Source organism: Burkholderia sp. 22088, assembly GCF_052045915.1.
GTDB lineage: Bacteria > Pseudomonadota > Gammaproteobacteria > Burkholderiales > Burkholderiaceae > Burkholderia > Burkholderia cepacia.
Genome location: NZ_JBQEPY010000004.1, coordinates 16,408 through 40,074, shown reverse-complemented (window position 1 = coordinate 40,074; position 23,667 = coordinate 16,408). Strand labels below are relative to the sequence as shown.

The following is a 23,667-nucleotide window of genomic DNA, read 5'->3' as shown; positions in this document are numbered from 1 at the left end:
TGCGCGCCCATGAACGAGCTGGAATACGTGCCGGTTCCGGCATTCGATGACAACTATATCTGGCTCGTCTCGGACGGCCGCGATGCGATCGCCGTCGATCCGGGTGAAGCCGCGCCGGTGCGCCGGGTTCTTGCCAAACGAGGCTGGCGGTTGACCGCTATTTTACTCACGCACCATCATGCCGACCACGTCGGCGGTGTCGCGGCACTGCGCGATAGCCAACCGGACGATGCTCCGCTCGCGGTTTACGGCCCCGCGGCCGAGGCGATCGGCGTGGTCACGCGGCCGCTGGCAGGCGGCGATCGCGTGACGCTCGACGCACCGTCCGTCGCATTCGACGTGCTCGACGTGCCCGGCCACACGCGCGGCCACATCGCCTATTTCCAGGCGGCCGGGCCGCGCAACGCGGCGCCGCACGTGTTCTGCGGCGACACGCTGTTCTCGTGCGGCTGCGGCCGCCTGTTCGAGGGCACGCCCGCGCAGATGCTCGCGTCGCTCGACGCGCTCGCCGCGCTGCCGGGCGACACGCGCGTGCATTGTGCCCACGAATACACGCTGTCCAATATTCGCTTCGCGCTCGCATGCGAGCCCGGCAATGCGGCGCTCGCTGCGTGGCGCGACGAAGCGCAGGCGCTGCGCGCGCGGGGTGTGCCGACGCTGCCCACTACGATTGCTCACGAGCGTGCCGTTAACCCGTTCATGCGGGCGGACAGCGCGGCGATTCATGCCACGCTCGAGGCCGAGTTGCATGAAACGGTGCCGGATCGTCTGACGGCGTTCACGCTGATGCGCGAATGGAAAAACCGGTTCCGATGACGATTTCCGGAGGACTCCAAAGCTCAAGCGGAGTCTGTAAAAATTGCTCCAAATGTAGGATTTCGCTGAGTTTTCGGTGTTTTTATTGACGTGAAGCACGCACTTCCGTAGTATCGCCTGCAATTTCCAGCCGTCGGAAGCCGAGATTTTCATGCGACTTATATTGAGTGCGATGGTGGTTCTGCTGCTCGCCGCTTGTGCGAGCCAGGCCCCTGTCGCCAACAACGCCGCCGATTCGCAGGCGACGTCCAACTACCTCCGTAAATCAGCCACCGCCAAAGAAACTGTCGACGTCGACAAGCAATCCGTCGGCGACCTGACCAGTGCAGACTCCGACCTCTGGGGCCGCATCCGCCGCGGTTTCCAGATGCCCGACCTGCAGAGCGACCTCGTCGACATGCAGACGACCTGGTACACGCAGCGGCCCGACTACGTGCAGCGCATGACCGAGCGCTCGCAGAAGTACCTGTATCACATCGTCGAGGAGCTCGAGGCGCGTCACATGCCGACCGAGCTCGCGCTGTTGCCGTTCATCGAGTCCGCGTACAACCCGCAGGCGCTGTCGGTCGCGAAGGCGGCCGGCATGTGGCAGTTCATGCCCGGCACGGGTCGTACCTACAACCTGAAGCGCAACATGTGGCAGGACGAGCGCCGCGACGTGCTTGCGTCGACGAGCGCCGCGCTCGACTACCTGTCGCGCCTGCATGACATGTTCGGTGACTGGTATCTCGCGCTGGCCGCGTACAACTGGGGCGAGGGCAACGTGCAGCGTGCGATCGCGCGCAACCAGGCGGCCGGCCTGCCGACCGACTACCAGAACCTGCGGATGCCGAACGAGACGCGCAACTACGTGCCGAAGCTGCAGGCGGTGAAGAACATCATCGCGAGCCCGCAGCAGTACGGCCTGACGCTGCCGGACATCCCGAACCACCCGTATTTCGTGACGGTCACGACGTCGCGCGACATCGACGTGGCGGTCGCCGCGAAGCTCGCGAACCTGTCGCTCGACGAATTCCGCTCGCTGAACCCGTCGTTCTCGAAGCCGGTGATCCTCGGCGCGACCGAGCCGCAAATTCTGCTGCCGTTCGACAACGCGTCGGCGTTCGAGAAGAACCTGAAAGCCTACAACGGCCAGCTTTCGTCGTGGACCACCTATACGGTCAGCGAACGTGCACGGCCGGCCGCGATCGCCGAGAAGATCGGCGTGGACGCCGATACGCTGATGTCGATCAACAAGATTCCGGCCGGCATGCGCCTGAAGCCGGGCTCGACGATCGTCGTGCCGCGCGGCGATGACGACGACGAGGACATCAGTGCCGACGTCGCCGAAAACGGCGCGCTCGCGATGGAACCCGATGTGCCCGACACGCGCAAGATGCTGATCCGCGTGCGCCGCAAGCAGTCGATGGCGGCGATCGCCGGCCGCTACGGCGTGTCGGTCGGCCAGCTCAAGGCGTGGAACCGCACGCACCGCGATCTCGTGATGCCGGGCCAGGCGCTCGTGCTGCACGTGCCGGTCGGCCGTTCGGTGCCGGCGGAGCCCGGTCCGGAACGGATCGCGACGTCGGCCGCCGGTGCGCACATCGAGCGCGCGAGCCTGGCGGTGGGTGGCAAGTCGCACGGCGCGAAGCGCGGCGCGGCGAAGCCGGCGGCCAAATCGACGAAAGCGACGAAAGCGACGAAAGCGGCGCCGGCCAAGGCCACAACGCACAAGGGCAAGAAGAAATAACGCAGTCGCGAGCGCATCGCGCGGCCGGCCCGGTTCGTGCGATTGCGTTATCATCCGACGAAATGCGACGAAACGCCGTCACCGAGGTGACGGCGTTTTTGTTTGTGCGCGGCGCGGGGGTGCCGCCTTGAATGCCTTCATATAACAAGGAGAGGCGATGTCGTCGGTGCAGGTGAGGGTGCTCGCGCTGTTTTCGGTCGGGTATTTCGTGTCGTATGTGTTTCGCGGCGTCAATCTGGGCTTCGCGCCGTTCGTCACGCACGAGCTCGGGTTGTCGGCCGCCGATCTCGGCCTGCTCACCAGTCTCTATTTCCTCGGCTTCGCGGGCGCGCAGATCCCGGCCGGCGTGATGCTCGATCACTTCGGCCCGCGCCGCGTGACGGCCGGCATGCTGCTGTTCGCGGCCGCCGGCGCAGCCGTGTTCGGTGCCGCGCACAGCCTCGGCACGATGATGGTCGGCCGGCTGCTGATCGGCGTCGGCGTGTCGGTGTGTCTCGGCGCGGCGTTCAAGGCGCTCGCGCAGCATTTCCCGGTCGGCCGGCTGCCGCTCGTGAACGGTCTCGTGATGGCCGTGGGCGGCCTCGGCGGCGTGATGGTCGGCTCGCCGCTGACCTGGCTGCTCGGCTGGACGAGCTGGCGCGCGATCTGTTTCGGCCTCGCGGTGCTGACGGTGGCCGTCGCGGCGTCGATCGGCCTGGGCGCGCCGGAGGCGAAGCAGGTGCGTCACCAGGGTGGGCTCGTCAGCCAGTTCAAGGGCACGTGGCATATCCTGAGCAGCCGTGCGTTCTGGAAGATATCGTCGTTCTCCGTCGTCACGCAGGGGGTGTTCTACGCGATGCAGTCGCTGTGGGTCGGGCCGTACCTGCGCGACGTCGCGGGGTTCGATGCGCCGCATGCGGCGCGCCTCGTGTCGGTGCTCGGCTTCGCGATGATGGCCGGCTGCGTCGGCTTCGGCGCCGCGGCGCGCGTGCTCGAGCGGCGCGGCGTGTCCGTGTACGCGTTCTGCGGCATCGGCATGGCGTTGTTCGTCGCGACGCAGGTTGCGATCGTGGCGCGCGTGCCGTTGCCGCCGGCCGTTCTGTGGGCCGCATACGGGATGTTTGGCGGCGTCGGCATCCTGACCTACGCGGTGATGGCCGGACATTTTCCCGCGCATCTGATCGGCCGCGCGAACACGACGCTCACGCTCGTGATCTTCCTGCTGATCTTTGCGTTCCAGATCGGTGTCGGCGCGGTGCTGTCGCACTGGCCCGCGGTCGACGGCCGCTATCCGGCCGCCGCGCACTTCACGGCATGGGGTGTGTTGCTCGCGCTGCAGCTCGCGAGCGCGGTCTGGTACGTATGGCCCGCGCGCGGCGCTGGCCAAGTGCACTGATCCGGCGGTACGCTCGGGGCAGGGCGGTCGCGTAAAACGGGGCCGCAGCGCGCTGCTTCGCGCCGCCGCGCGTCGCGCACGCACGATCGGACGGCCGTATCGATTGAAGATAAGGCCATTTTCAGGCTATAATTTGAAAGTTTGTGCTGATCAACCTCGCACCCTAGCGCCTACCTCATACATCCCGTTCATCCGCCGCACGCCGCCTGCCGGGCGATGCCGCGAAGCCTCGTGCGCCACGCGCCGGGTTCGCGTCTCGACAACGCAGGCCGCGTTCAGCTAGCGACCACGCGCGCCCACGCAGCGCGGCGCTCGCGCGGCAGGGTAAACAGGTCGGCAGCAGGGTGTTCCCCAAGGAGCCTCCCGTGTTGCCGTCTTTTACTCCCGCCTTGCTTGCACTCGCCGACGGCACGGTCTTTCGTGGTTATTCGATCGGGGCCGAAGGCCATACGATCGGCGAAGTCGTGTTCAATACCGCGATCACCGGCTATCAGGAAATCCTGACCGATCCGAGCTACTCGCGCCAGATCGTCACGCTCACCTATCCGCATATCGGCAACGTCGGCGTGAACGCCGAAGACGTCGAAGCCACGAAAGTCCATGCCGCCGGCCTGATCATCCGTGATCTGCCCACGCTCGCATCGAACTTCCGCATGGACCGCACGCTCGGCGACTACCTGCGCGACGAAGGTGTCGTCGCGATCGCCGGCATCGACACCCGCAAGCTGACCCGCATCCTGCGCGACAAGGGCGCGCAGAACGGCTGCATCCTGACGGGTTCGGACGACGAAGCGAAAGCGATCGAACTCGCGCGCTCGTTCCCGGGTCTCGCGGGCATGGATCTCGCGAAGGTCGTGTCGACCACGAAGCCGTTCGAGTGGAAGCAGACCGAATGGCGCCTCGAAGGCGGCTACGGCATGCAGGAAGCGCCGAAGTACCGTGTCGTCGCCTACGATTTCGGCGTCAAGTACAACATCCTGCGCATGCTCGCGGAACGCGGCTGCCACGTGACGGTGCTGCCGGCCGAGGCGAGCGCGGAAGATGCGCTCGCGCTGAATCCGGACGGCATTTTCCTGTCGAACGGCCCCGGCGATCCGGAACCGTGCGACTACGCGATCGCGGCCACGAAGCAATTCATCGAGCGCGGCGTGCCGACCTTCGGCATCTGCCTGGGTCACCAGATCATGGGCCTCGCGGTCGGCGCGAAGACGCTGAAGATGAAGACGGGCCACCACGGCGCGAACCACCCGGTGAAGGATCTCGGCGACGGCCGCGTGGTGATCACGTCGCAGAACCACGGCTTCGCGGTCGATGCGGATTCGCTGCCGGCCAACGCGCGCGTGACGCACGTATCGCTGTTCGACGGCACGCTGCAGGGCTTCGAGCTGACCGACAAGCCGGCATTCTGCTTCCAGGGCCACCCGGAAGCGTCGCCCGGCCCGCACGACATCGGCTATCTGTTCGACCGCTTCACCGCGCTGATGGACGCGGCGAAGCAGCGCAACGCTTAACGCAACCGACGCAACCGAAGGACGGGAGATTCGCATCATGTTCGGCCACGCACTCGGCATCACGGATATCTGGACCTACGTGTTCGGCGTGATCTTCATCATCCTGCTGCCGGGGCCGAACTCGATGTACGTGCTGTCGCTCGCGGCGCAGCGCGGCGTGAAGGCCGGCTATCGCGCGGCGTGCGGCGTGTTCGTCGGCGACACGGTGCTGATGGTGCTGTCCGCCGCCGGCGTCGCGTCGCTGCTGAAGGCGAACCCGCTGCTGTTCTCCGTCGTCAAGTACGGCGGCGCCGCGTATCTGCTCTACATCGGCACCGGCATGCTGCGCAGCGCGTGGCAGAAGCTGCGCGCGCGCGCCGATGCGCCGGCCGATGTACCGCCCGCGGTCGACGGCGAGCGTCCGTTCCGCAAGGCGCTGATCGTGAGCCTGCTGAATCCGAAGGCGATCCTGTTCTTCATCTCGTTCTTCATCCAGTTCGTCGACCCGGCATTCCCGCATCCCGCGCTGTCGTTCGTCGTGCTCGGGGCGATCGCGCAATGCGCGAGCTTCCTGTACCTGAGCACGCTGATCTTCGCGGGTGCGCGGCTCGCCGAGCACTTCCGCCGCCGCCGCAAGCTTGCAGCAGGCGCGGCGAGCAGCGTGGGCGGCCTGTTCATCGGTTTCTCGGTGAAGCTCGCGCTCGCCACGATGAGCTGAGCGTAGCCGGCCGACCCACGACAACGATTACTTATTGAATTCACAAGCCATGCCAAAACGCACAGACATCAAGAGCATCCTCATCATCGGCGCCGGCCCGATCATCATCGGCCAGGCGTGCGAGTTCGACTATTCGGGCGCGCAGGCTTGCAAGGCGTTGCGTGAGGAGGGCTACAAGGTCGTTCTCGTCAACAGCAACCCGGCGACGATCATGACCGACCCGAACACGGCCGACGTGACCTACATCGAGCCGATCACGTGGGAAGTCGTCGCGCGCATCATCGAGAAGGAGCGCCCGGACGCGATCCTGCCGACGATGGGCGGCCAGACCGCGCTGAACTGCGCGCTCGACCTGCACCACCACGGCGTGCTCGAGAAGTTCGGCGTCGAGCTGATCGGCGCGTCGCCGGAAGCGATCGACAAGGCGGAAGACCGCCAGAAGTTCAAGGAAGCGATGACCAAGATCGGTCTCGGTTCCGCGAAGTCGGGCATCGCGCACTCGATGGAAGAAGCGACCCAGGTGCACGCCGAGATCATGGCCGGCACCGGCGGCAGCGGCTACCCGGTCGTGATCCGTCCGTCGTTCACGCTCGGCGGCTCGGGCGGCGGCATCGCGTACAACCGCGAAGAGTTCGAGGAGATCTGCAAGCGCGGTCTCGACCTGTCGCCCACGCGCGAGCTGCTGATCGAAGAGTCGCTGCTCGGCTGGAAGGAATACGAGATGGAAGTCGTGCGCGACCGCGCCGACAACTGCATCATCGTCTGCTCGATCGAGAACCTCGACCCGATGGGCGTGCACACCGGCGACTCGATCACGGTCGCGCCGGCGCAGACGCTCACCGACAAGGAATACCAGATCCTGCGTAACGCATCGCTCGCGGTGCTGCGCGAGATCGGCGTCGACACGGGCGGCTCGAACGTGCAGTTCTCGATCAACCCGAAGGACGGCCGCATGGTCGTCATCGAAATGAACCCGCGCGTGTCGCGTTCGTCGGCGCTCGCATCGAAGGCAACGGGCTTCCCGATCGCGAAGGTCGCGGCGAAGCTGGCCGTCGGCTACACGCTCGACGAGCTGAAGAACGAAATCACCGGCGGCCAGACGCCGGCGTCGTTCGAGCCGACCATCGACTACGTCGTCACGAAGATCCCGCGTTTCGCGTTCGAGAAGTTCCGTGAAGCCGATTCGCGCCTGACCACGCAGATGAAGTCGGTCGGCGAGGTGATGGCGATCGGCCGCACGTTCCAGGAATCGTTCCAGAAGGCGCTGCGCGGCCTCGAAGTCGGTGTCGACGGTCTCGACGAGAAGTCGACCGACCGCGACGAGATCGCGATCGAGATCCACGAGCCGGGCCCGGATCGCATCTGGTACGTCGGCGATGCGTTCCGCATCGGCATGACGGCCGAGGAAATCTTCGCGGAAACCGCGATCGACCCGTGGTTCCTCGAGCAGATCGAGCAGATCATCCTGAAGGAAAAGGCGCTCGCGGGCCGCACGCTCGCGTCGCTGACGTTCGACGAGCTGCGCTACCTGAAGCAGAGCGGCTTCTCCGACCGCCGTCTCGCGAAGCTGCTCGGCGCGACGCCGGAAGACGTCCGCAAGCGCCGCATCGAACTCAACGTGCGCCCGGTCTACAAGCGCGTCGACACGTGCGCGGCCGAGTTCGCGACGAAAACCGCGTACATGTACTCGACCTATGAGGAAGAGTGCGAGGCGCAGCCGACCACCAACAAGAAGATCATGGTGCTGGGCGGCGGCCCGAACCGGATCGGCCAGGGCATCGAGTTCGACTACTGCTGCGTGCACGCGGCGCTCGCGATGCGCGAGGACGGCTACGAAACGATCATGGTCAACTGCAACCCGGAAACGGTGTCGACCGACTACGACACGTCCGACCGCCTGTACTTCGAGCCGCTGACGCTCGAAGACGTGCTCGAGATCGTCGACAAGGAAAAGCCGGTCGGCGTGATCGTCCAGTACGGCGGCCAGACGCCGCTGAAGCTCGCGCTCGACCTCGAGGCGCACGGCGTGCCGATCGTCGGCACGTCGCCGGACATGATCGACGCGGCCGAAGACCGCGAACGCTTCCAGAAGCTGCTGCAGGACCTCGGCCTGCGCCAGCCGCCGAACCGCACCGCGCGCGCCGAAGACGAAGCGCTCGCACTGGCGGCCGAAATCGGCTATCCGCTGGTCGTGCGCCCGTCGTACGTGCTGGGCGGCCGCGCGATGGAAATCGTCCACGAGCCGCGCGACCTCGAGCGCTACATGCGCGAGGCCGTGAAGGTGTCGAACGATTCGCCGGTGCTGCTCGACCGCTTCCTGAACGACGCGATCGAGTGTGACGTCGACTGCATCTGCGACGGCGAAGCCGTGTTCATCGGCGGCGTGATGGAGCACATCGAGCAGGCAGGCGTCCACTCGGGCGACTCGGCATGCTCGCTGCCGCCGTACTCGCTGTCGAAGGAGACCGTGGCCGAGCTGAAGCGCCAGACGGGCGCGATGGCGAAGGCGCTGAACGTGGTCGGTCTGATGAACGTTCAGTTCGCGATCCAGCAGGTGCCGCAGGCTGACGGTTCGAAGCAGGACATCATCTACGTGCTGGAAGTGAACCCGCGCGCATCGCGCACGGTGCCGTACGTGTCGAAGGCGACCAGCCTGCCGCTCGCGAAGATCGCGGCGCGCGCGATGGTCGGCCAGAAGCTCGCGCAGCAGGGCGTGACGAAGGAAGTCGAGCCGCCGTACTTCAGCGTGAAGGAAGCGGTGTTCCCGTTCGTCAAGTTCCCGACTGTCGATCCGGTCCTCGGGCCTGAAATGCGTTCCACCGGCGAAGTGATGGGCGTCGGCCAGACGTTCGGCGAAGCGCTGTTCAAGTCGCAGCTCGCGGCCGGTTCGCGCCTGCCGGAGTCGGGCACGGTGCTGCTGACCGTGATGGATGCGGATAAACCGAAGGCAGTCGAAGTCGCGCGCATGCTGCACGACCTCGGCTACCCGATCGTCGCGACGAAGGGCACGGCTGCCGCGATCGAAGCGGCCGGCGTGCCGGTGAAGGTCGTGAACAAGGTGAAGGACGGCCGTCCGCACATCGTCGACATGATCAAGAACGGCGAGATCGCACTCGTGTTCACGACGGTCGACGAAACGCGCCAGGCGATCGCCGATTCGCGTTCGATCCGCATGAGCGCGCAGGCGCACAAGGTCACGTACTACACGACGATGTCGGGCGCGCGCGCGGCAGTCGAAGGCTTGCGCTACCTGAAGGATCTGGAAGTCTATGATTTACAAGGTCTTCACGCTCGCCTAAACTAAGCAGTCAGTTACCTGTAGAAGCAACACGTGCCGCGATTAGGCGGTGTTTCCAGTGCATCGGAAACGCGCTTAATCGCGGTGATTTTTTTTATAGCCGTTTTTAGCGATTGAGCCGTTTATGAGCACCATTCCGTTGACAAAGCGTGGCGCAGAGCAACTGCGCGATGAATTGCAGCGCCTCAAGTCCGTCGAGCGGCCGGCCGTGATCAACGCGATCGCGGAGGCCCGCGCACAGGGCGACCTGTCCGAAAACGCCGAATACGATGCCGCGAAGGAAAAGCAGGGCTTCATCGAGGGTCGTATCGCGGAAATCGAATCGAAGCTGTCGGCCGCGCAGGTCATCGATCCGACCGTGCTCGACGCCGAAGGCCGCGTGGTTTTCGCCTCGACCGTCGAACTCGAGGATCTCGAGTCGGGTGACACCGTCAAGTACCAGATCGTCGGTGACGACGAAGCCGATATCGACCACGGCCTGATCTCGGTCAGCTCGCCGATCGCGCGTGCACTGATCGGCAAGTCCGAAGGCGACGTCGCGGCCGTGCAGGCGCCGAGCGGCGTGCGCGAATACGAAATCATCTCGGTCAGCTACATCTGAAGCGGGGCGACACGATGCCGCATCGCGTGTTCCGTCTGCTGTCGGCCGTGTGGGTCGGCAGCCTGCTGACGATCGGGTATGCGGTCGCGCCCGTGCTGTTCAAGACGCTGGAGCGGATGACGGCCGGTTCGGTCGCCGCCCAGTTGTTCCGTATCGAGGCGATCCTCGGTGTCGTATGCGGCGTGCTGCTGCTCGCGCTGTCGAATCAGCAGGTTCGACGCGGCAGCAGCGAATATCGCCGCGTGCGCTGGGTCGTCGCCGCGATGGTCGTATGTGTGCTGGTCGGGTATTTTGCGCTGCAGCCGTTCATGAACGCGCTGCGGGTCGCCGCGATGGACGCGGGCACCGATATCGCGAATTCGCCGTATGCGAGCCGCTTCGGGATGCTGCACGGCGTCTCGAGCGTGTTCTACCTCGTCGAGAGCGTACTGGGGCTGATGCTGATCTGGCGTCTGCCGGCGCGCGACGCCTGACGCGTGTGCCGCGCAGGCCCGGTCGATGCCGGGCCCGCGGGCAGGGTGGCGGTACGGCGCAGCCGTGCCGCCCCGATGCTTACTTGTCCTGGAACGGACGCTTCGTGCTGGCCTGGCGCTTTTTCGCACGCTTCACGGTACCGCCCGCCGTCACGCGTTCGTTGCCGCGCACCGTGACCTTGACCGGCCGCGGACGGCGCACGGGGCTCGCGTTCGGCGACACCTTGACGACCTTGACGGTGCGCGGTGCACGGCCTTTCTTGTCGTCCACGGCTTCGGCCGCGCTCGGCAGCGTGCCGGCACGACGGCCGCGCGCCGGGGCCGCAACGGCAGCTTCGGGTTTCCAGATCACCAGCAGCTTGCCGATGTGCTGGATCGGCGCCGCGCTCAGGCGATCGCAGATCTCGTCGTAGATCGCGATGCGCGCGTCGCGTTCGTCGCCGAACACGCGGATCTTGATCAGTTGGTGCGCGTCGAGGTGCACCTTGATTTCCTTCAGCACGGCGTCGGTGAGCCCTTCGGCGCCGATCAGCACGACGGGCTTGAGCGCATGGGCCTGGGAGCGCAGCGCGGAGCGCTCGGCGGGAGAAAGCGAAAGGGCGGGCATGGAAATGTCGAAATCTAAATAAGGGCGCGCTGACTGAAAAGCGATCGCGGGTAGTTACCGCGTCAGCCGTGCGCCGAAACCACGTAAAATCGCGGCTTGGGCCCGAAAAGGGGCCGCAGCCGCGCGAAGAAGACGCGTATTATCCGCTAAAAGCGCGGCTTCACGAAGCAATTGGCAGCAATCTCTCTTTCGAATGGCAAAAAACCGCTTCAACCAGCACTGGCTGCACGACCACATCAACGACCCGTACGTCAAAATGGCGCAGCGGGAGGGCTATCGCGCGCGTGCCGCGTACAAGCTGAAGGAAATCGACGAGCAGGACAAGCTGATCCGTCCGGGCCAGGTGATTGTCGATCTCGGCGCGACGCCGGGCAGCTGGAGCCAGTATGCCCGCAACAAGCTCGCGCAGGGCAAGAAGCGCGACGCGGAGCGCGAAGGCGGCATCGACGGCACGATCGTCGCGCTCGACATCCTGCCGATGGAGCCGATCGCCGACGTCCACTTCCTCCAGGGCGACTTCCGCGAGGATGACGTCCTTCACCAGCTCGAGGAATTGCTCGAAGGCCGCGCGGTGGACCTTGTTATTTCCGACATGGCCCCCAACCTCTCCGGCGTGGCCTCGGCGGACGCGGCGCGTATCGAGCATCTCTGCGATCTGGCGCTCGAATTCGCGCAGAACCATCTGAAGCCGGATGGTGCGTTGCTCGTGAAGTGTTTTCACGGCAGCGGCTACAGCCAGATCGTCGAGAAATTCAAACAGCAGTTTAAGACCGTCGCGCCGCGCAAGCCGAAGGCGTCCCGCGACAAATCGTCCGAAACGTTCATTTTGGGTCGGCATCTGAAACGTCCGCGCTGATGCGCGGCGGGGTGCCGCAAACGGGCTCCGGCCCTTGCCAGACAAGCGAAGCGCTATCGCGGCGGTTGTCAATGCTTATGGCGAGGGTGGTCGGACTGGATTAGAATGACCGAGGGGCGCCGCAAGGAAAATGTAGGCGCTCGTCTACGAGTGAAGGAGTGGTGCTTTGAACAACAATATGTTTTCGAAGGCAGCGGTGTGGCTGGTGATCGCACTGGTGCTGTTTACGGTGTTCAAGCAGTTCGACAAGCCCCGCGTCCAGGAAGGCGTGTCCTATTCGCAGTTCATGGACGACGCCAAGAACGGCAAGGTCAAGAACGTCATCGTTCAGGGGCGCAACCTCACCGTCACTCCGGCTGATGGCCAGAAATACCAGATCGTGTCGCCCGGCGACATCTGGATGGTTGGCGATCTGATGAAGTACGGCGTGCAGGTCAGCGGCAAGGCCGACGACGAGCCGAACGCGCTGATGTCCGCGCTGTACTACCTCGGGCCGACGATCCTGATAATCGTGTTCTGGTTCTACATGATGCGGCAGATGCAGGGAGGCGGCAAAGGCGGCGCGTTCTCGTTCGGCAAATCCCGCGCGCGGCTGATCGACGAGAACAACAACGCGGTGAACTTCTCCGACGTCGCGGGTTGCGACGAAGCGAAGGAGGAAGTGTCCGAGCTCGTCGACTTCCTGCGCGATCCGCAGAAATTCCAGAAACTGGGCGGCCGCATTCCGCGCGGCGTGCTGCTCGTCGGCCCTCCGGGTACCGGCAAGACGCTGCTGGCCCGCGCGATTGCGGGTGAAGCGAAAGTGCCGTTCTTCAGCATCTCGGGTTCGGACTTCGTCGAAATGTTCGTCGGCGTCGGCGCGGCCCGTGTGCGCGACATGTTCGAACAGGCGAAGAAGCATGCACCGTGCATCGTGTTCATCGACGAAATCGACGCGGTCGGCCGTCATCGCGGCGCCGGCATGGGCGGCGGCAACGACGAGCGCGAACAGACGCTGAACCAGATGCTCGTCGAGATGGACGGCTTCGAGGCGAACTCGGGCGTGATCGTGATCGCCGCAACCAACCGTTCCGACGTGCTCGACAAGGCGCTGCTGCGTCCGGGCCGTTTCGACCGCCAGGTCTACGTCGGTCTGCCGGACATCCGCGGCCGCGAACAGATCATGCGCGTGCACCTGCGCAAGGTACCGATCGCGAACGACGTCGATGCGGCAGTCATCGCGCGCGGCACGCCGGGCTTCTCGGGCGCCGATCTCGCGAACCTCGTGAACGAGGCTGCGCTGTTCGCCGCACGCCGCGGCAAGCGCATCGTCGAGATGCAGGATTTCGAAGACGCGAAGGACAAGATCTTCATGGGTCCGGAGCGCAAGTCGGCGGTGATCCGCGAGGAAGCGAAGCGTGCGACCGCTTATCACGAGTCGGGCCACGCGGTGATCGCGAAGCTGCTGCCGAAGGCCGACCCCGTGCACAAGGTCACGATCATTCCGCGCGGTCGCGCGCTGGGTGTCACGTGGCAGTTGCCGGAGCATGACAACGAAACGTACTCGAAGGACTACCTGATGGACCGCCTCGCGATCCTGTTCGGTGGCCGGGTGGCGGAAGAGTTGTTCATGAACCTCGTCAGCACCGGTGCGTCGGACGACTTCAACAAGGCAACCCAGACGGCGCGCGCGATGGTCGCCCGTTTCGGCATGACCGATGCGCTCGGGCCGATGGTCTACGTCGACGACGAAAACGATGCATCGCCGTTCGGCCGTGGCTTCACGCGCACGATCTCGGAAGCGACGCAGCAGAAGGTCGATTCGGAAATCCGCCGCGTGCTCGACGAACAGTACGGCCTTGCGCGCCGCCTGCTCGAAGAGAACCGCGACAAGGTCGAAGCGATGACCGCCGCGCTGATGGAGTGGGAGACGATCGATGCCGATCAGATCAACGACATCATGGAAGGCCGTCCGCCGCGCTCCCCGAAGAGCTCGCCGGCTGTCGGCGGCGATTCGTCGGGTGGCGGCAGCAGCGCCGAGGTGAAGGCCGGCAACGCGCCGGCGCCTGCTTCGCCGGCGGCATAATCTCCGCTCTTTAGCACCGTTCACGGGCTGGTGTGTCTTCACACCGGCCCGTTTTGCATTCATTCACGCCAGTTGCCCGTGTCCGATTCCGCTGTTTCCCCCCCAATTCCCGCGCCACTCCGGTGCGGCCGCTTCGAACTGACGTTCGAGCGCCCGCTCGTGATGGGCATTCTCAACGCCACGCCCGATTCGTTCTCCGACGGCGGCCGCTTCCTCGCGCGCGACGATGCGCTGCGCCAGGCCGAGCGGATGATTGCCGAAGGCGCCGATCTTCTCGATATCGGCGGCGAATCGACGCGCCCCGGCGCGCCGCCGGTGCCGCTCGACGAGGAACTCGCGCGCGTGATCCCGCTCGTTGAAGCGCTGCGTCCGTTGAACGTGCCGCTGTCGATCGATACCTACAAGCCGGCCGTGATGCGCGCGGCGCTGGCCGCAGGCGCCGACCTGATCAACGACATCTGGGGGTTCCGCCAGCCGGGCGCGATCGACGCGGTGCGCGAGGGAAACTGCGGGCTGTGTGCAATGCACATGCTCGGTGAGCCGCAAACGATGCAGGTCGGCGAACCCGATTACGGTGACGTCGTGACCGACGTGCGCGATTTTCTCGCCGCGCGCGCGCAGGCACTGCGCGACGCGGGGATTGCGCCGGAGCGGATCTGCGTCGATCCCGGTTTCGGGTTCGGCAAGGCGGTCGTCGACGACAACTATGCACTCCTGGCCGCACTGCCGGAAACGGCGCCCGCGCGGCCCGACGGGCGCGCGTATCCGATACTCGCAGGCATGTCGCGCAAGTCGATGCTCGGCGCGGTGATCGGCGGCAAACCGCCGATGGAGCGCGTCGCGGCGAGCGTGGCGGCCGCATTGTGCGCGGTCGAGCGTGGGGCGGCGATCGTGCGCGTGCACGATGTCGCGGCGACGGTCGATGCGTTGAAAGTCTGGAATGCCGTGCGCGAAGCCGCGCGGCAACGATAAGTCAGAAGACGAAGGAGGAAGATTCGCTATGGGACGTCGATATTTCGGCACGGACGGCATTCGCGGCACGGTGGGCGAGGCGCCCATCACGCCGGATTTCGTGTTGCGTCTCGGCTACGCGGCCGGCAAGGTACTGGCCAGCTCGGCCGATGGCGCGGCCGGCTCGCGGCCGACCGTGCTGATCGGCAAGGACACGCGCGTGTCGGGCTACATGCTCGAAGCCGCGCTCGAGGCAGGGTTCTCGGCGGCGGGTGTCGACGTGATGCTGGCCGGCCCGATGCCGACGCCAGGGGTCGCCTACCTGACGCGCGCGCTGCGCCTGTCGGCGGGCGTCGTGATCAGCGCGTCGCACAATCCGTATCGCGACAACGGGATCAAGTTTTTCTCCGCTGACGGCAACAAGCTGCCGGACGACACCGAAGCCGCGATCGAAGCATGGCTCGACAAGCCGCTCGAATGCGCATCGTCCGACGGTCTCGGCAAGGCTCGCCGCCTCGACGATGCGGCCGGCCGCTACATCGAATTCTGCAAGAGCACGTTCCCGGCCGCGTTCGACCTGCGCGGGCTGAAGCTCGTGATCGACTGCGCGCACGGTGCCGCGTACCAGATCGCGCCGCACGTGTTCCACGAACTCGGCGCGGACGTGATCCCGATCGGCGTCGCGCCGAACGGCTTCAACATCAACGACGGCGTCGGCGCGACCGCGCCGGACGCGCTGGTGCGCGCGGTGCGCGCGAACCACGCCGATCTCGGCATTGCACTCGACGGCGATGCGGACCGCCTGCAGGTCGTCGACGCGACCGGTCGCCTGTACAACGGCGACGAGCTGCTCTACGTGCTCGTGAAGGACCGGATCGCGACCGACGGCAAGGTGGAGGGCGCGGTCGGCACGCTGATGACGAATCTCGCCGTCGAAGTCGCGCTGCAGCGCGCGGGCGTGAAGTTCGTGCGGGCGGCGGTCGGGGATCGCTACGTGCTCGAGCAGTTGCGCGAGCACGGCTGGCAACTTGGCGCGGAAGGCTCGGGCCACATCCTGTCGCTCGATCGCCACTCGACCGGCGACGGCATCGTGTCGGCGCTGCTCGTGCTGGCTGCGCTGAAGCGCAGCGGCCAGACCCTCGCGCAGATGCTCGACGGCGTCACGCTGTTTCCGCAGAAGCTGATCAACGTGCGGATGAAGCCAGGTGCCGACTGGAAGGGCAGCACGTCGATTCGTGCAGCGATCGACGCAGCCGAAGCCGCGCTCGCCGGCAGCGGCCGCGTGCTGATCCGCGCATCGGGTACCGAGCCCGTGTTGCGCGTGATGGTCGAAGCGCAGCAAGCGGCCGACGCGGTCCGCCATGCGGAGACGATCGCCGACGCGGTGCGCGCGGCGACGGCCTGACGCGCGGGCCCGGTGCGAGGGCGGTCAGACGCCCGCGCGCCGGCGTTCCGTTGAACCGGCATGCGGCGCCTTCGGGGCGCCGCGATTTCGTCAGACGCAAAGGTTTGCGATACCTATAAGTAACGCGTATCGACTGCCGCATTCCCCGGACGAAAAATCGTCCGACCCCGAGATCGGGCCAGCCGCCGGCGGAGGCTTTTCGTACCACCGACGCGGCGCTGCGATCCCGCCGCACAGTGAGAAACGGGGCGTCATCCTGTCCCTTCCGGGCCGGCAATTCCTGCCGCCATCGCCCCTCCGGCGCCGTCTGTGTGCCACGCGCGCCGACCCTGTTACTCCCTTTCAACCAGTCATGTTACTGTCACGCCAGTTTCATCGATTGTCACATTACCGTCATGAGGAGCCCCTAACCTTCGCGGTGCCGTAGTCATCCGCTCACACACTGGAGGTCTCATGAAATTGATGCAAACCGCGATTGCCGGCCTGGCTGGCGCGCTTTTCGCCGTCGCCGCCCACGCTGCCGACATCACGGGCGCAGGTAGCACGTTCGCGATGCCGATCTATACGAAATGGGCTGCTGACTACCAGCAGACCGGCGGCGCGAAGGTCAACTACCAAGGTATCGGTTCGTCGGGCGGCCTGAAGCAGATTATCGCGAAGACGGTCGATTTTGCCGGCTCGGACGCTCCGCTGAAGGATGACGAGCTCGCGAAGGAAGGCCTGTTCCAGTTTCCGACGGTGGTCGGCGGCGTGGTGCCGGTCGTCAACGTGCCGGGCGTGAAGGCCGGCGAACTGACGCTGTCGGGCCCGGTGCTCGGCGACATCTACCTCGGCAAGATCAAGAAGTGGAACGACCCGGCGATCGCCGCGCTGAACCCGAAGGTCAAGCTGCCGGACACGGACATCGCCGTGGTCCGCCGCGCTGACGGCTCGGGTACGAGCTTCATCTGGACGAACTACCTGTCGAAGGTCAACGACGAGTGGAAATCGAAGATCGGCGAAGGCACGACGGTCAACTGGCCGACGGGCACGGGCGGCAAGGGCAACGACGGCGTCGCGGCCTTCGTGCAGCGCCTGCCGGGCGCGATCGGCTACGTCGAGTGGGCGTACGCGAAGAAGAACAACATGATCTACACGGCCCTGAAGAACTCGACGGGCACGGTGGTCGAGCCGAAGACCGAAACGTTCAAGGCCGCTGCTGCAGGCGCGAACTGGTCGAAGTCGTTCTACCAGATCCTGACGAACCAGCCGGGCAAGGAAGCCTGGCCGGTCGTCGGCGCGACGTTCGTCCTGCTGCACGCGAAGCAGGAAAAGCCGGAGCAGGGCGCGGAAACGCTGAAGTTCTTCAGCTGGGCGTTCAAGAACGGCGAGAAGGCTGCCGACAGCCTCGACTACATCTCGCTGCCGCCGGCAGTCGAAGCGGAAATCCGCAAGCAGTGGAAGGTCAAGGTGACGGACGCTTCGGGCAAGCCGGTCGCCGCAGAGTAAGCATTGCAGCGGTTCGCTGCCCGGCCGTGCCGGTCGGGCAGTGTGTGCGGTAAAGCCGGGCGTTACGGCGCCCGGCAATCAAAAGCAGGCACCCATGTCTGATATTTCCTATACGTCCTCACGGTCCGCCGACGTTGCGCAGCAACGCGCGCCGAGCCGCCTCGGGGATGTCGTATTCGGCGGTCTTGCACGGCTCGCCGCCATCGTGACCCTGCTGCTGCTCGGCGGGATCATCGTTTCCCTGATCATCGCGTCGATGCCGACCATCCAGAAGTTCGGCCTCGGCTTCCTGTGGCAATCCGAGTGGGATCCCAACTCGGACCTCTACGGCGCGCTCGTGCCGATCTACGGCACGATCGTGACGTCGATCATCGCGCTCGTTATCGCCGTGCCGGTCAGCTTCGGCATCGCGCTGTTCCTCACCGAGCTGTCGCCCGTGTGGCTGCGCCGCCCGCTCGGCATCGCCATCGAGCTGCTCGCCGCGATTCCGTCGATCGTGTACGGCATGTGGGGCCTGCTCGTGTTCGCGCCGATCTTCGCGGAATACTTCCAGAAGCCGATCGGCCGCCTGTTCAAGGACGTCTGGATTATCGGCCCGCTGACCGCCGGCCCGCCGATCGGTATCGGCATCCTTGCCGCCGGCGTGATCCTCGCGATCATGATCATCCCGTACATCGCATCGGTGATGCGTGACGTGTTCGAAGTCACGCCGGTGCTGCTGAAGGAGTCGGCATACGGGATCGGCTGCACGACCTGGGAAGTGATGTGGAAGGTCGTGCTGCCCTATACGAAGACCGGCGTGATCGGCGGCGTGATGCTCGGCCTCGGCCGTGCACTCGGCGAGACGATGGCCGTGACCTTCGTGATCGGCAACACGAACCTGCTCGACAGCGTGTCGCTGTTCGCACCGGGCAACAGCATCACGTCGGCGCTGGCCAACGAATTCGCGGAAGCGCAACCGGGCCTGCATACGTCCGCGCTGATGGAGCTGGGCCTGATCCTGTTCCTGATCACGTTCATCGTGCTGTCCATCTCCAAACTGCTGCTGCTTCGTCTCGAGAAGGGAGAGGGCAAGAAATGAGCGAGCCCATCATGAATTTCCCGGGGCCGGACGGCGCCGTGCTCGACGCGATGCGCAACCGCCTGCAGCGCAAGCGCAAGGCCGTCAACGCGATCGCGCTGGCCGCGTCGCTCGGCGCGATGGCCTTCGGGCTGCTGTGGCTCGTGTGGATTCTCTACACGACGGTGCATCTCGGCGTCAGCGGCCTGTCGCTGCAACTGTTCACGGAATCGACGCCGGCACCGAACACGGAAGGCGGCGGTCTCGCCAACGCGATCGTCGGCAGCCTGCTGCTGTGCGGTTTCGGCACGCTGGTCGGCACGCCGATCGGCATTCTCGCGGGCGTCTATCTCGCCGAATACGGCCAGAAGAACCTGCTGGCGAGCACGATCCGCTTCATCAACGACATCCTGCTGTCGGCGCCGTCGATCGTCATCGGCCTGTTCGTGTATGCGATCGTCGTCGCGAAGTCGGGGCGCTTCTCGGGCTGGGCCGGCGTGATCGCGCTTGCGCTGCTGCAGATTCCGATCGTGATCCGTACGACGGAGAACATGCTGAAGCTCGTGCCGAACGCGCTGCGCGAAGCGGCCTTCGCGCTCGGCACGCCGAAGTGGCGCATGGTGCTGAAGATCACGCTGCGCGCATCGGTCGGCGGGATCGTGACGGGCGTGCTGCTCGCGGTCGCGCGGATCGCAGGCGAAACGGCGCCGCTGCTGTTCACCGCGCTGTCGAACCAGTTCTTCTCGTGGGACATGAGCCAGCCGATGGCGAACCTGCCCGTCACGATCTACAAGTTCGCGATGAGCCCGTTCGCGGAATGGCAGGCGCTCGCATGGGCGGGTGTGTTCCTGATTACGCTCGGTGTGCTCGGACTCAACATCCTGGCGCGCACGATCTTCTCGAAAAAGTAACGGCGGAGCAATCCGATGAATATGGCAGAAAGCCACCTGAATCCTGTCGAGCGCACCGCTGCGCCGGCCGGCACGCACGAAGCGGCGCACGGCCGTCCGCTCGAGCCGCTGAACGCGAAGATCGAGGTCAACAACCTCAACTTCTTCTACAACAAGTTTCATGCGCTGAAGAACATCAACCTGAGCATTCCCGAAGGGAAGGTGACGGCGTTCATCGGCCCGTCGGGCTGCGGCAAGTCGACGCTGCTGCGCACGTTCAACAAGATGTTCGCGCTCTATCCGGAGCAGCGCGCCGAAGGCGAAATCCTGATGGACGGCGAGAACCTGCTGACGACGAAGCGCGACATCTCGCTGCTGCGCGCACGTATCGGCATGGTGTTCCAGAAGCCGACCCCGTTCCCGATGTCGATCTACGACAACATCGCGTTCGGCGTGAAGATGTTCGAAAAGCTCACGCGCTCGGAAATGGACGACCGCGTCGAGTGGGCGCTCACGAAGGCCGCGCTGTGGAACGAAGTGAAGGACAAGCTGAGCCAGAGCGGCTACGGCCTCTCGGGCGGCCAGCAGCAGCGTCTGTGCATCGCGCGCGGCATCGCGATCCGTCCGGAAGTGCTGCTGCTCGACGAACCGTGCTCGGCGCTCGACCCGATCTCGACCGGCCGCATCGAAGAGCTGATCGCGGAGCTGAAGAGCGACTACACGGTCGTGATCGTCACGCACAACATGCAGCAGGCGGCGCGCTGCTCGGATTTCACGGCCTACATGTACCTGGGCGAGCTGATCGAATTCGGCGAGACCGAAAAGATCTTCATCAAGCCGGTGCGCAAGGAAACGGAAGACTACATCACCGGCCGTTTCGGTTGATGACGGAGAACAACAGCCATGTCGGATAAACATCTGTCGAGCCAGTTCGACGCGGACCTCAATGCCGTGTCGTCGAAAGTGCTGGAAATGGGCGGGCTCGTCGAGTCGCAGATCGTCGGCGCGATGCACGCGCTGAACGAGTTCGATCGCGATACGGCCGAGAAGGTGATCGCGGCCGAGGAAACGCTGAACGCGATGGAAGTCGACATCGACCAGGAGTGCGGCAACATCATCGCGCGGAGGCAGCCTGCCGCGCGTGACCTGCGTCTTTTGATGTCGATTTCGAAAACGATTACGAACCTCGAGCGCGCAGGCGACGAGGCCGAGAAGATCGCCAAACGCGTGCGCCGCCTGGTCGACGAGCCGGCCGCGCGTGCGGTCAACATCGCCGAGATCAAGGTGTCGGGTGAGATGGCCGTGACGATCCTGCGCCGTGCGCTCGACGCGTTCGCGCGTCTCGATACGGTGGCCGCCGCGCAGATCGTCAAGGACGACAAGGAGATCGACCTGGAATTCCGTGCGTTCGTGCGCAAGCTCGTGTCGTACATGCAGGAAGATCCGCGCACGATCTCGGTCGGCCTCGAATACCTGTTCATCGCGAAGGCGATCGAGCGGATCGGCGACCACGCGAAGAACATCGCCGAATTCATCATCTACATCGTGAAGGGCACGGACGTGCGGCACCAGCCGCGCGACACGCTCGATCGCGAAGCCAACAGTTAATCGACTCCGTACAGGGGAAAAAAGAGGTGCCGATGCCCAGCAACATTCTCGTCGTTGAAGATGAGCCCGCGATTTCCGAACTGATCTCGGTGAATCTCCAGCACGCCGGTCACTGCCCGATTCGTGCGTACAACGCCGAACAGGCGCAGAACCTGATCAGCGACGTGCTGCCCGATCTCGTGCTGCTCGACTGGATGCTGCCGGGCAAATCCGGTATCGCGTTCGCGCGCGACCTGCGCAACAACGAACGGACCAAGCACATCCCGATCATCATGCTCACCGCCCGCGGCGACGAGCAGGACAAGGTGCTCGGCCTCGAAATCGGCGCGGACGACTACGTGACGAAGCCGTTCTCGCCGAAGGAACTGATGGCGCGGATCAAGGCCGTGCTGCGCCGCCGTGCGCCGCAACTGACCGAGGACGTCGTGTCGATCAACGGGCTGCGCCTCGACCCGGCCACGCATCGGGTCGCCGCGCATGCGGAAGGCAGCGAGATCAAGCTCGATCTCGGCCCGACCGAGTTCCGCCTGCTGCATTTCTTCATGACGCATCCGGAGCGCGTGCACAGTCGCACGCAACTGCTCGATCAGGTGTGGGGCGACCACGTGTTCGTCGAGGAGCGGACCGTCGACGTGCACATCAAACGATTGCGCGCGGCCTTGAAACCGGCCGGTTGCGATGCGATGATCGAGACCGTGCGCGGCAGCGGCTACCGGCTCGCCAAGCACGCGTAACGTATTCGGGCCTGCCGTGTGCCACGGCATGCCGTTCATTCTTTCGGGCGCTGAATCATGAACATCATCTGGGCGCGCTTTCTGGTGTCGCTCGTGCTGCTCGTGCTGATCGGCGTATTGGTCGGCGTGTTCGCCGGCCCGACCGCGGGCCTCGTGTTCGTCGTCGTGATGCTGGTCGCGCAGGGCTTTTTCAGTACCTTTCATACGCAGCGTCTGTGGCGGCTGCTCGATGCGCCGGTCTACGGTGAAGTGCCGAGCGCGCCGGGCATCTGGGGCGAGATCTACTATCGTCTGCACAAGCTCGCGAAGCAGTGGCATGCGCAGGTGCGGCAGGTCGAGCAGCAGCATTCGCGCTTCATCCAGGCGATCCAGGCGTCGCCAAACGGCGTCGCGATGCTCGACGATCACGACCAGATCGAGTGGTGCAACGCGATCGCCGAGGTTCATTTCGGCCTGGATGCGAAGCGCGACCTGCGCCAGCACATCACCAACCTGGTACGCCATCCCGATTTCGTCCGCTACCTGAACGCGCAGCATTACGACGAGACGCTCGTGATGCGGGGCATGGGCGACTCGCGGCAGAACGTGCTGGAAGTGCAGGTGTTTCCGTACGGCGAGAACCGCAAGCTGCTGCTCACGCAGGACATCACCGAGCTCGAGCGGACCGACGCGATGCGGCGCGACTTCGTCGCGAACGTGTCGCACGAACTGAAGACGCCGCTCACCGTGCTGTCGGGCTTTCTCGAGACGATGCGCGAGCTGCCGCTGAACGAGGAAGACCGCGCGCGCTATCTCGAGATGATGGAGCAGCAGGCGTCGCGGATGCGGCACATCGTGACCGACTTGCTGGTGCTCGCGAAGCTGGAGGGCGAAAGCAAGCCGCCGGTCGATCGCGCGATCGACATGCGCGCCGTGTTCGACCACCTGAAGGAGGACGCGCAGACGCTGTCGAGCGGGCATCACGACATCGCGTTCTCGATCGACGAGACGCTCGGCGTCACCGGCGCGCAGACGGAACTGTTCAGCGCATTCGCGAATCTCGTCACGAACGCGATCCGCTATACGCCGGACGGCGGGAAGATCGTCGTGACGTGGCGGCGCGAAGGCGCGCAAGGCGTGTTTTCCGTCACGGACAGCGGCTTCGGGATTCCGGCCGCCGACCTGCCGCGGCTCACCGAGCGCTTCTATCGCGTCGACCGTAGCCGTTCGCGCGACACGGGCGGCACGGGGCTCGGGCTCGCGATCGTCAAGCACGTGCTGCAGCGGCATGACGCACACCTGTACGTGCAGAGCGAGGAAGGGCGCGGCAGCACGTTCACCGCGCGGTTCCCGGGTTCGCGCGTCATCGCGATCCGGCCGGCCACGTACGAGGCATGATCGCGTAACGGCATCCGTCGCTCGTTTTGCGAGCGGCGGCATGCCGGATCCGCAACGAAAAAGCGCAGCCCGCGGGCTGCGCTTTTTCGTTGGCGACGCTGGTGCGCGGCGCGCAACTCGCGCCGC

20 protein-coding genes are annotated in these 23,667 nt (G+C 65.2%); 19 read left to right on the top strand and 1 reads right to left on the bottom strand.

Annotated features, from left to right (window positions below; genetic code table 11):
- Positions 1–9: 9 nt before the first annotated feature.
- From gloB to ACTJLD_RS08465, 8 genes are all read left to right on the top strand, one after another.
- Positions 10–816: a hydroxyacylglutathione hydrolase gene (gloB, locus tag ACTJLD_RS08500; RefSeq protein WP_440658539.1), complete on the top strand. Its 807-nt coding sequence runs from the start codon at positions 10–12 to the stop codon at positions 814–816.
- 151 nt (positions 817–967) lie between these two features.
- Positions 968–2,545, top strand: a complete 1,578-nt coding sequence (locus ACTJLD_RS08495; protein ID WP_059695581.1) for a transglycosylase SLT domain-containing protein — start codon at positions 968–970, stop codon at positions 2,543–2,545.
- A gap of 157 nt (positions 2,546–2,702) precedes the next feature.
- Positions 2,703–3,920, top strand: coding sequence for an MFS transporter (locus ACTJLD_RS08490; RefSeq protein ID WP_301825548.1), 1,218 nt, complete (start codon positions 2,703–2,705; stop codon positions 3,918–3,920).
- 365 nt (positions 3,921–4,285) lie between these two features.
- Entirely contained in the window at positions 4,286–5,431 is a 1,146-nt protein-coding gene (gene carA / locus ACTJLD_RS08485) for a glutamine-hydrolyzing carbamoyl-phosphate synthase small subunit (RefSeq protein ID WP_027787879.1), read from the top strand.
- A 37-nt stretch (positions 5,432–5,468) separates the two neighbouring features.
- Positions 5,469–6,128, top strand: coding sequence for a leucine efflux protein LeuE (leuE, locus tag ACTJLD_RS08480; RefSeq protein WP_124840043.1), 660 nt, complete (start codon positions 5,469–5,471; stop codon positions 6,126–6,128).
- A 49-nt stretch (positions 6,129–6,177) separates the two neighbouring features.
- Positions 6,178–9,432, top strand: a complete 3,255-nt coding sequence (gene carB, locus ACTJLD_RS08475) for a carbamoyl-phosphate synthase large subunit (RefSeq protein WP_027787877.1) — start codon at positions 6,178–6,180, stop codon at positions 9,430–9,432.
- Positions 9,433–9,550: 118 nt separating this feature from the next.
- Positions 9,551–10,027 (top strand): transcription elongation factor GreA, encoded by a 477-nt coding sequence (greA, locus tag ACTJLD_RS08470; RefSeq protein WP_021163362.1) that lies wholly within the window; start codon positions 9,551–9,553, stop codon positions 10,025–10,027.
- 14 nt (positions 10,028–10,041) lie between these two features.
- The gene (locus tag ACTJLD_RS08465; protein WP_021163361.1) at positions 10,042–10,500 is read left to right on the top strand and encodes a DUF4149 domain-containing protein; all 459 of its coding nucleotides are present in this window, start codon (positions 10,042–10,044) and stop codon (positions 10,498–10,500) included.
- 79 nt (positions 10,501–10,579) lie between these two features.
- Here ACTJLD_RS08465 and ACTJLD_RS08460 read toward each other — a convergent pair whose 3' ends face one another.
- Positions 10,580–11,107: a YhbY family RNA-binding protein gene (locus ACTJLD_RS08460; protein ID WP_027787876.1), complete on the bottom strand. Its 528-nt coding sequence runs from the start codon at positions 11,105–11,107 to the stop codon at positions 10,580–10,582.
- 193 nt (positions 11,108–11,300) lie between these two features.
- On the opposite strand from ACTJLD_RS08460, the gene ACTJLD_RS08455 reads away from it, so the two are divergent.
- From ACTJLD_RS08455 to phoR, 11 genes are all read left to right on the top strand, one after another.
- Positions 11,301–11,963, top strand: a complete 663-nt coding sequence (locus tag ACTJLD_RS08455; RefSeq protein WP_021163359.1) for an RlmE family RNA methyltransferase — start codon at positions 11,301–11,303, stop codon at positions 11,961–11,963.
- Positions 11,964–12,129: 166 nt separating this feature from the next.
- Entirely contained in the window at positions 12,130–14,028 is a 1,899-nt protein-coding gene (gene ftsH, locus ACTJLD_RS08450) for an ATP-dependent zinc metalloprotease FtsH (RefSeq protein WP_021163358.1), read from the top strand.
- A gap of 78 nt (positions 14,029–14,106) precedes the next feature.
- Positions 14,107–15,000 (top strand): dihydropteroate synthase, encoded by an 894-nt coding sequence (gene folP / locus ACTJLD_RS08445; protein WP_437266530.1) that lies wholly within the window; start codon positions 14,107–14,109, stop codon positions 14,998–15,000.
- Between the two features lie 28 nt (positions 15,001–15,028).
- On the top strand, positions 15,029–16,384 hold the full coding sequence (gene glmM / locus ACTJLD_RS08440; protein ID WP_021163356.1) for a phosphoglucosamine mutase: 1,356 nt from the start codon (positions 15,029–15,031) through the stop codon (positions 16,382–16,384).
- A gap of 453 nt (positions 16,385–16,837) precedes the next feature.
- Positions 16,838–17,872, top strand: a complete 1,035-nt coding sequence (gene pstS, locus ACTJLD_RS08435; protein ID WP_027787874.1) for a phosphate ABC transporter substrate-binding protein PstS — start codon at positions 16,838–16,840, stop codon at positions 17,870–17,872.
- Between the two features lie 94 nt (positions 17,873–17,966).
- Positions 17,967–18,953, top strand: a complete 987-nt coding sequence (gene pstC / locus ACTJLD_RS08430; RefSeq protein ID WP_027787873.1) for a phosphate ABC transporter permease PstC — start codon at positions 17,967–17,969, stop codon at positions 18,951–18,953.
- The gene (gene pstA, locus ACTJLD_RS08425; protein ID WP_027787872.1) at positions 18,950–19,843 is read left to right on the top strand and encodes a phosphate ABC transporter permease PstA; all 894 of its coding nucleotides are present in this window, start codon (positions 18,950–18,952) and stop codon (positions 19,841–19,843) included. The genes pstC and pstA overlap by 4 nt, the downstream gene beginning before the upstream one ends.
- Before the next feature lie 15 nt (positions 19,844–19,858).
- Positions 19,859–20,707, top strand: a complete 849-nt coding sequence (gene pstB, locus ACTJLD_RS08420) for a phosphate ABC transporter ATP-binding protein PstB (protein WP_027787871.1) — start codon at positions 19,859–19,861, stop codon at positions 20,705–20,707.
- An 18-nt stretch (positions 20,708–20,725) separates the two neighbouring features.
- A complete protein-coding gene (gene phoU, locus ACTJLD_RS08415; protein ID WP_027787870.1) occupies positions 20,726–21,430 on the top strand; it encodes a phosphate signaling complex protein PhoU in 705 nt (234 codons plus the stop codon).
- Positions 21,431–21,462: 32 nt separating this feature from the next.
- Entirely contained in the window at positions 21,463–22,164 is a 702-nt protein-coding gene (gene phoB / locus ACTJLD_RS08410; RefSeq protein ID WP_027787869.1) for a phosphate regulon transcriptional regulator PhoB, read from the top strand.
- A 57-nt stretch (positions 22,165–22,221) separates the two neighbouring features.
- On the top strand, positions 22,222–23,541 hold the full coding sequence (gene phoR, locus ACTJLD_RS08405) for a phosphate regulon sensor histidine kinase PhoR (protein ID WP_440658537.1): 1,320 nt from the start codon (positions 22,222–22,224) through the stop codon (positions 23,539–23,541).
- Positions 23,542–23,667: the final 126 nt, after the last annotated feature.

Excerpts from the sequence above, each read along its gene's own strand:
- pstA (WP_027787872.1), top strand. The coding sequence starts at position 18,950 with ATGAGCGAGCCCATCATGAATTTCCCGGGGCCGGACGGCGCCGTGCTC.
- glmM (WP_021163356.1), top strand. The coding sequence starts at position 15,029 with ATGGGACGTCGATATTTCGGCACGGACGGCATTCGCGGCACGGTGGGC.
- ACTJLD_RS08490 (WP_301825548.1), top strand. The coding sequence starts at position 2,703 with ATGTCGTCGGTGCAGGTGAGGGTGCTCGCGCTGTTTTCGGTCGGGTAT.
- ACTJLD_RS08495 (WP_059695581.1), top strand. The coding sequence starts at position 968 with ATGCGACTTATATTGAGTGCGATGGTGGTTCTGCTGCTCGCCGCTTGT.
- phoU (WP_027787870.1), top strand. The coding sequence starts at position 20,726 with ATGTCGGATAAACATCTGTCGAGCCAGTTCGACGCGGACCTCAATGCC.
- ACTJLD_RS08455 (WP_021163359.1), top strand. The coding sequence starts at position 11,301 with ATGGCAAAAAACCGCTTCAACCAGCACTGGCTGCACGACCACATCAAC.
- carB (WP_027787877.1), top strand. The coding sequence starts at position 6,178 with ATGCCAAAACGCACAGACATCAAGAGCATCCTCATCATCGGCGCCGGC.
- gloB (WP_440658539.1), top strand. The coding sequence starts at position 10 with ATGAACGAGCTGGAATACGTGCCGGTTCCGGCATTCGATGACAACTAT.
- greA (WP_021163362.1), top strand. The coding sequence starts at position 9,551 with ATGAGCACCATTCCGTTGACAAAGCGTGGCGCAGAGCAACTGCGCGAT.
- pstS (WP_027787874.1), top strand. The coding sequence starts at position 16,838 with ATGAAATTGATGCAAACCGCGATTGCCGGCCTGGCTGGCGCGCTTTTC.
- ACTJLD_RS08460 (WP_027787876.1), bottom strand. The coding sequence starts at position 11,107 with ATGCCCGCCCTTTCGCTTTCTCCCGCCGAGCGCTCCGCGCTGCGCTCC.
- phoB (WP_027787869.1), top strand. The coding sequence starts at position 21,463 with ATGCCCAGCAACATTCTCGTCGTTGAAGATGAGCCCGCGATTTCCGAA.
- leuE (WP_124840043.1), top strand. The coding sequence starts at position 5,469 with ATGTTCGGCCACGCACTCGGCATCACGGATATCTGGACCTACGTGTTC.
- pstC (WP_027787873.1), top strand. The coding sequence starts at position 17,967 with ATGTCTGATATTTCCTATACGTCCTCACGGTCCGCCGACGTTGCGCAG.
- pstB (WP_027787871.1), top strand. The coding sequence starts at position 19,859 with ATGAATATGGCAGAAAGCCACCTGAATCCTGTCGAGCGCACCGCTGCG.
- phoR (WP_440658537.1), top strand. The coding sequence starts at position 22,222 with ATGAACATCATCTGGGCGCGCTTTCTGGTGTCGCTCGTGCTGCTCGTG.
- ACTJLD_RS08465 (WP_021163361.1), top strand. The coding sequence starts at position 10,042 with ATGCCGCATCGCGTGTTCCGTCTGCTGTCGGCCGTGTGGGTCGGCAGC.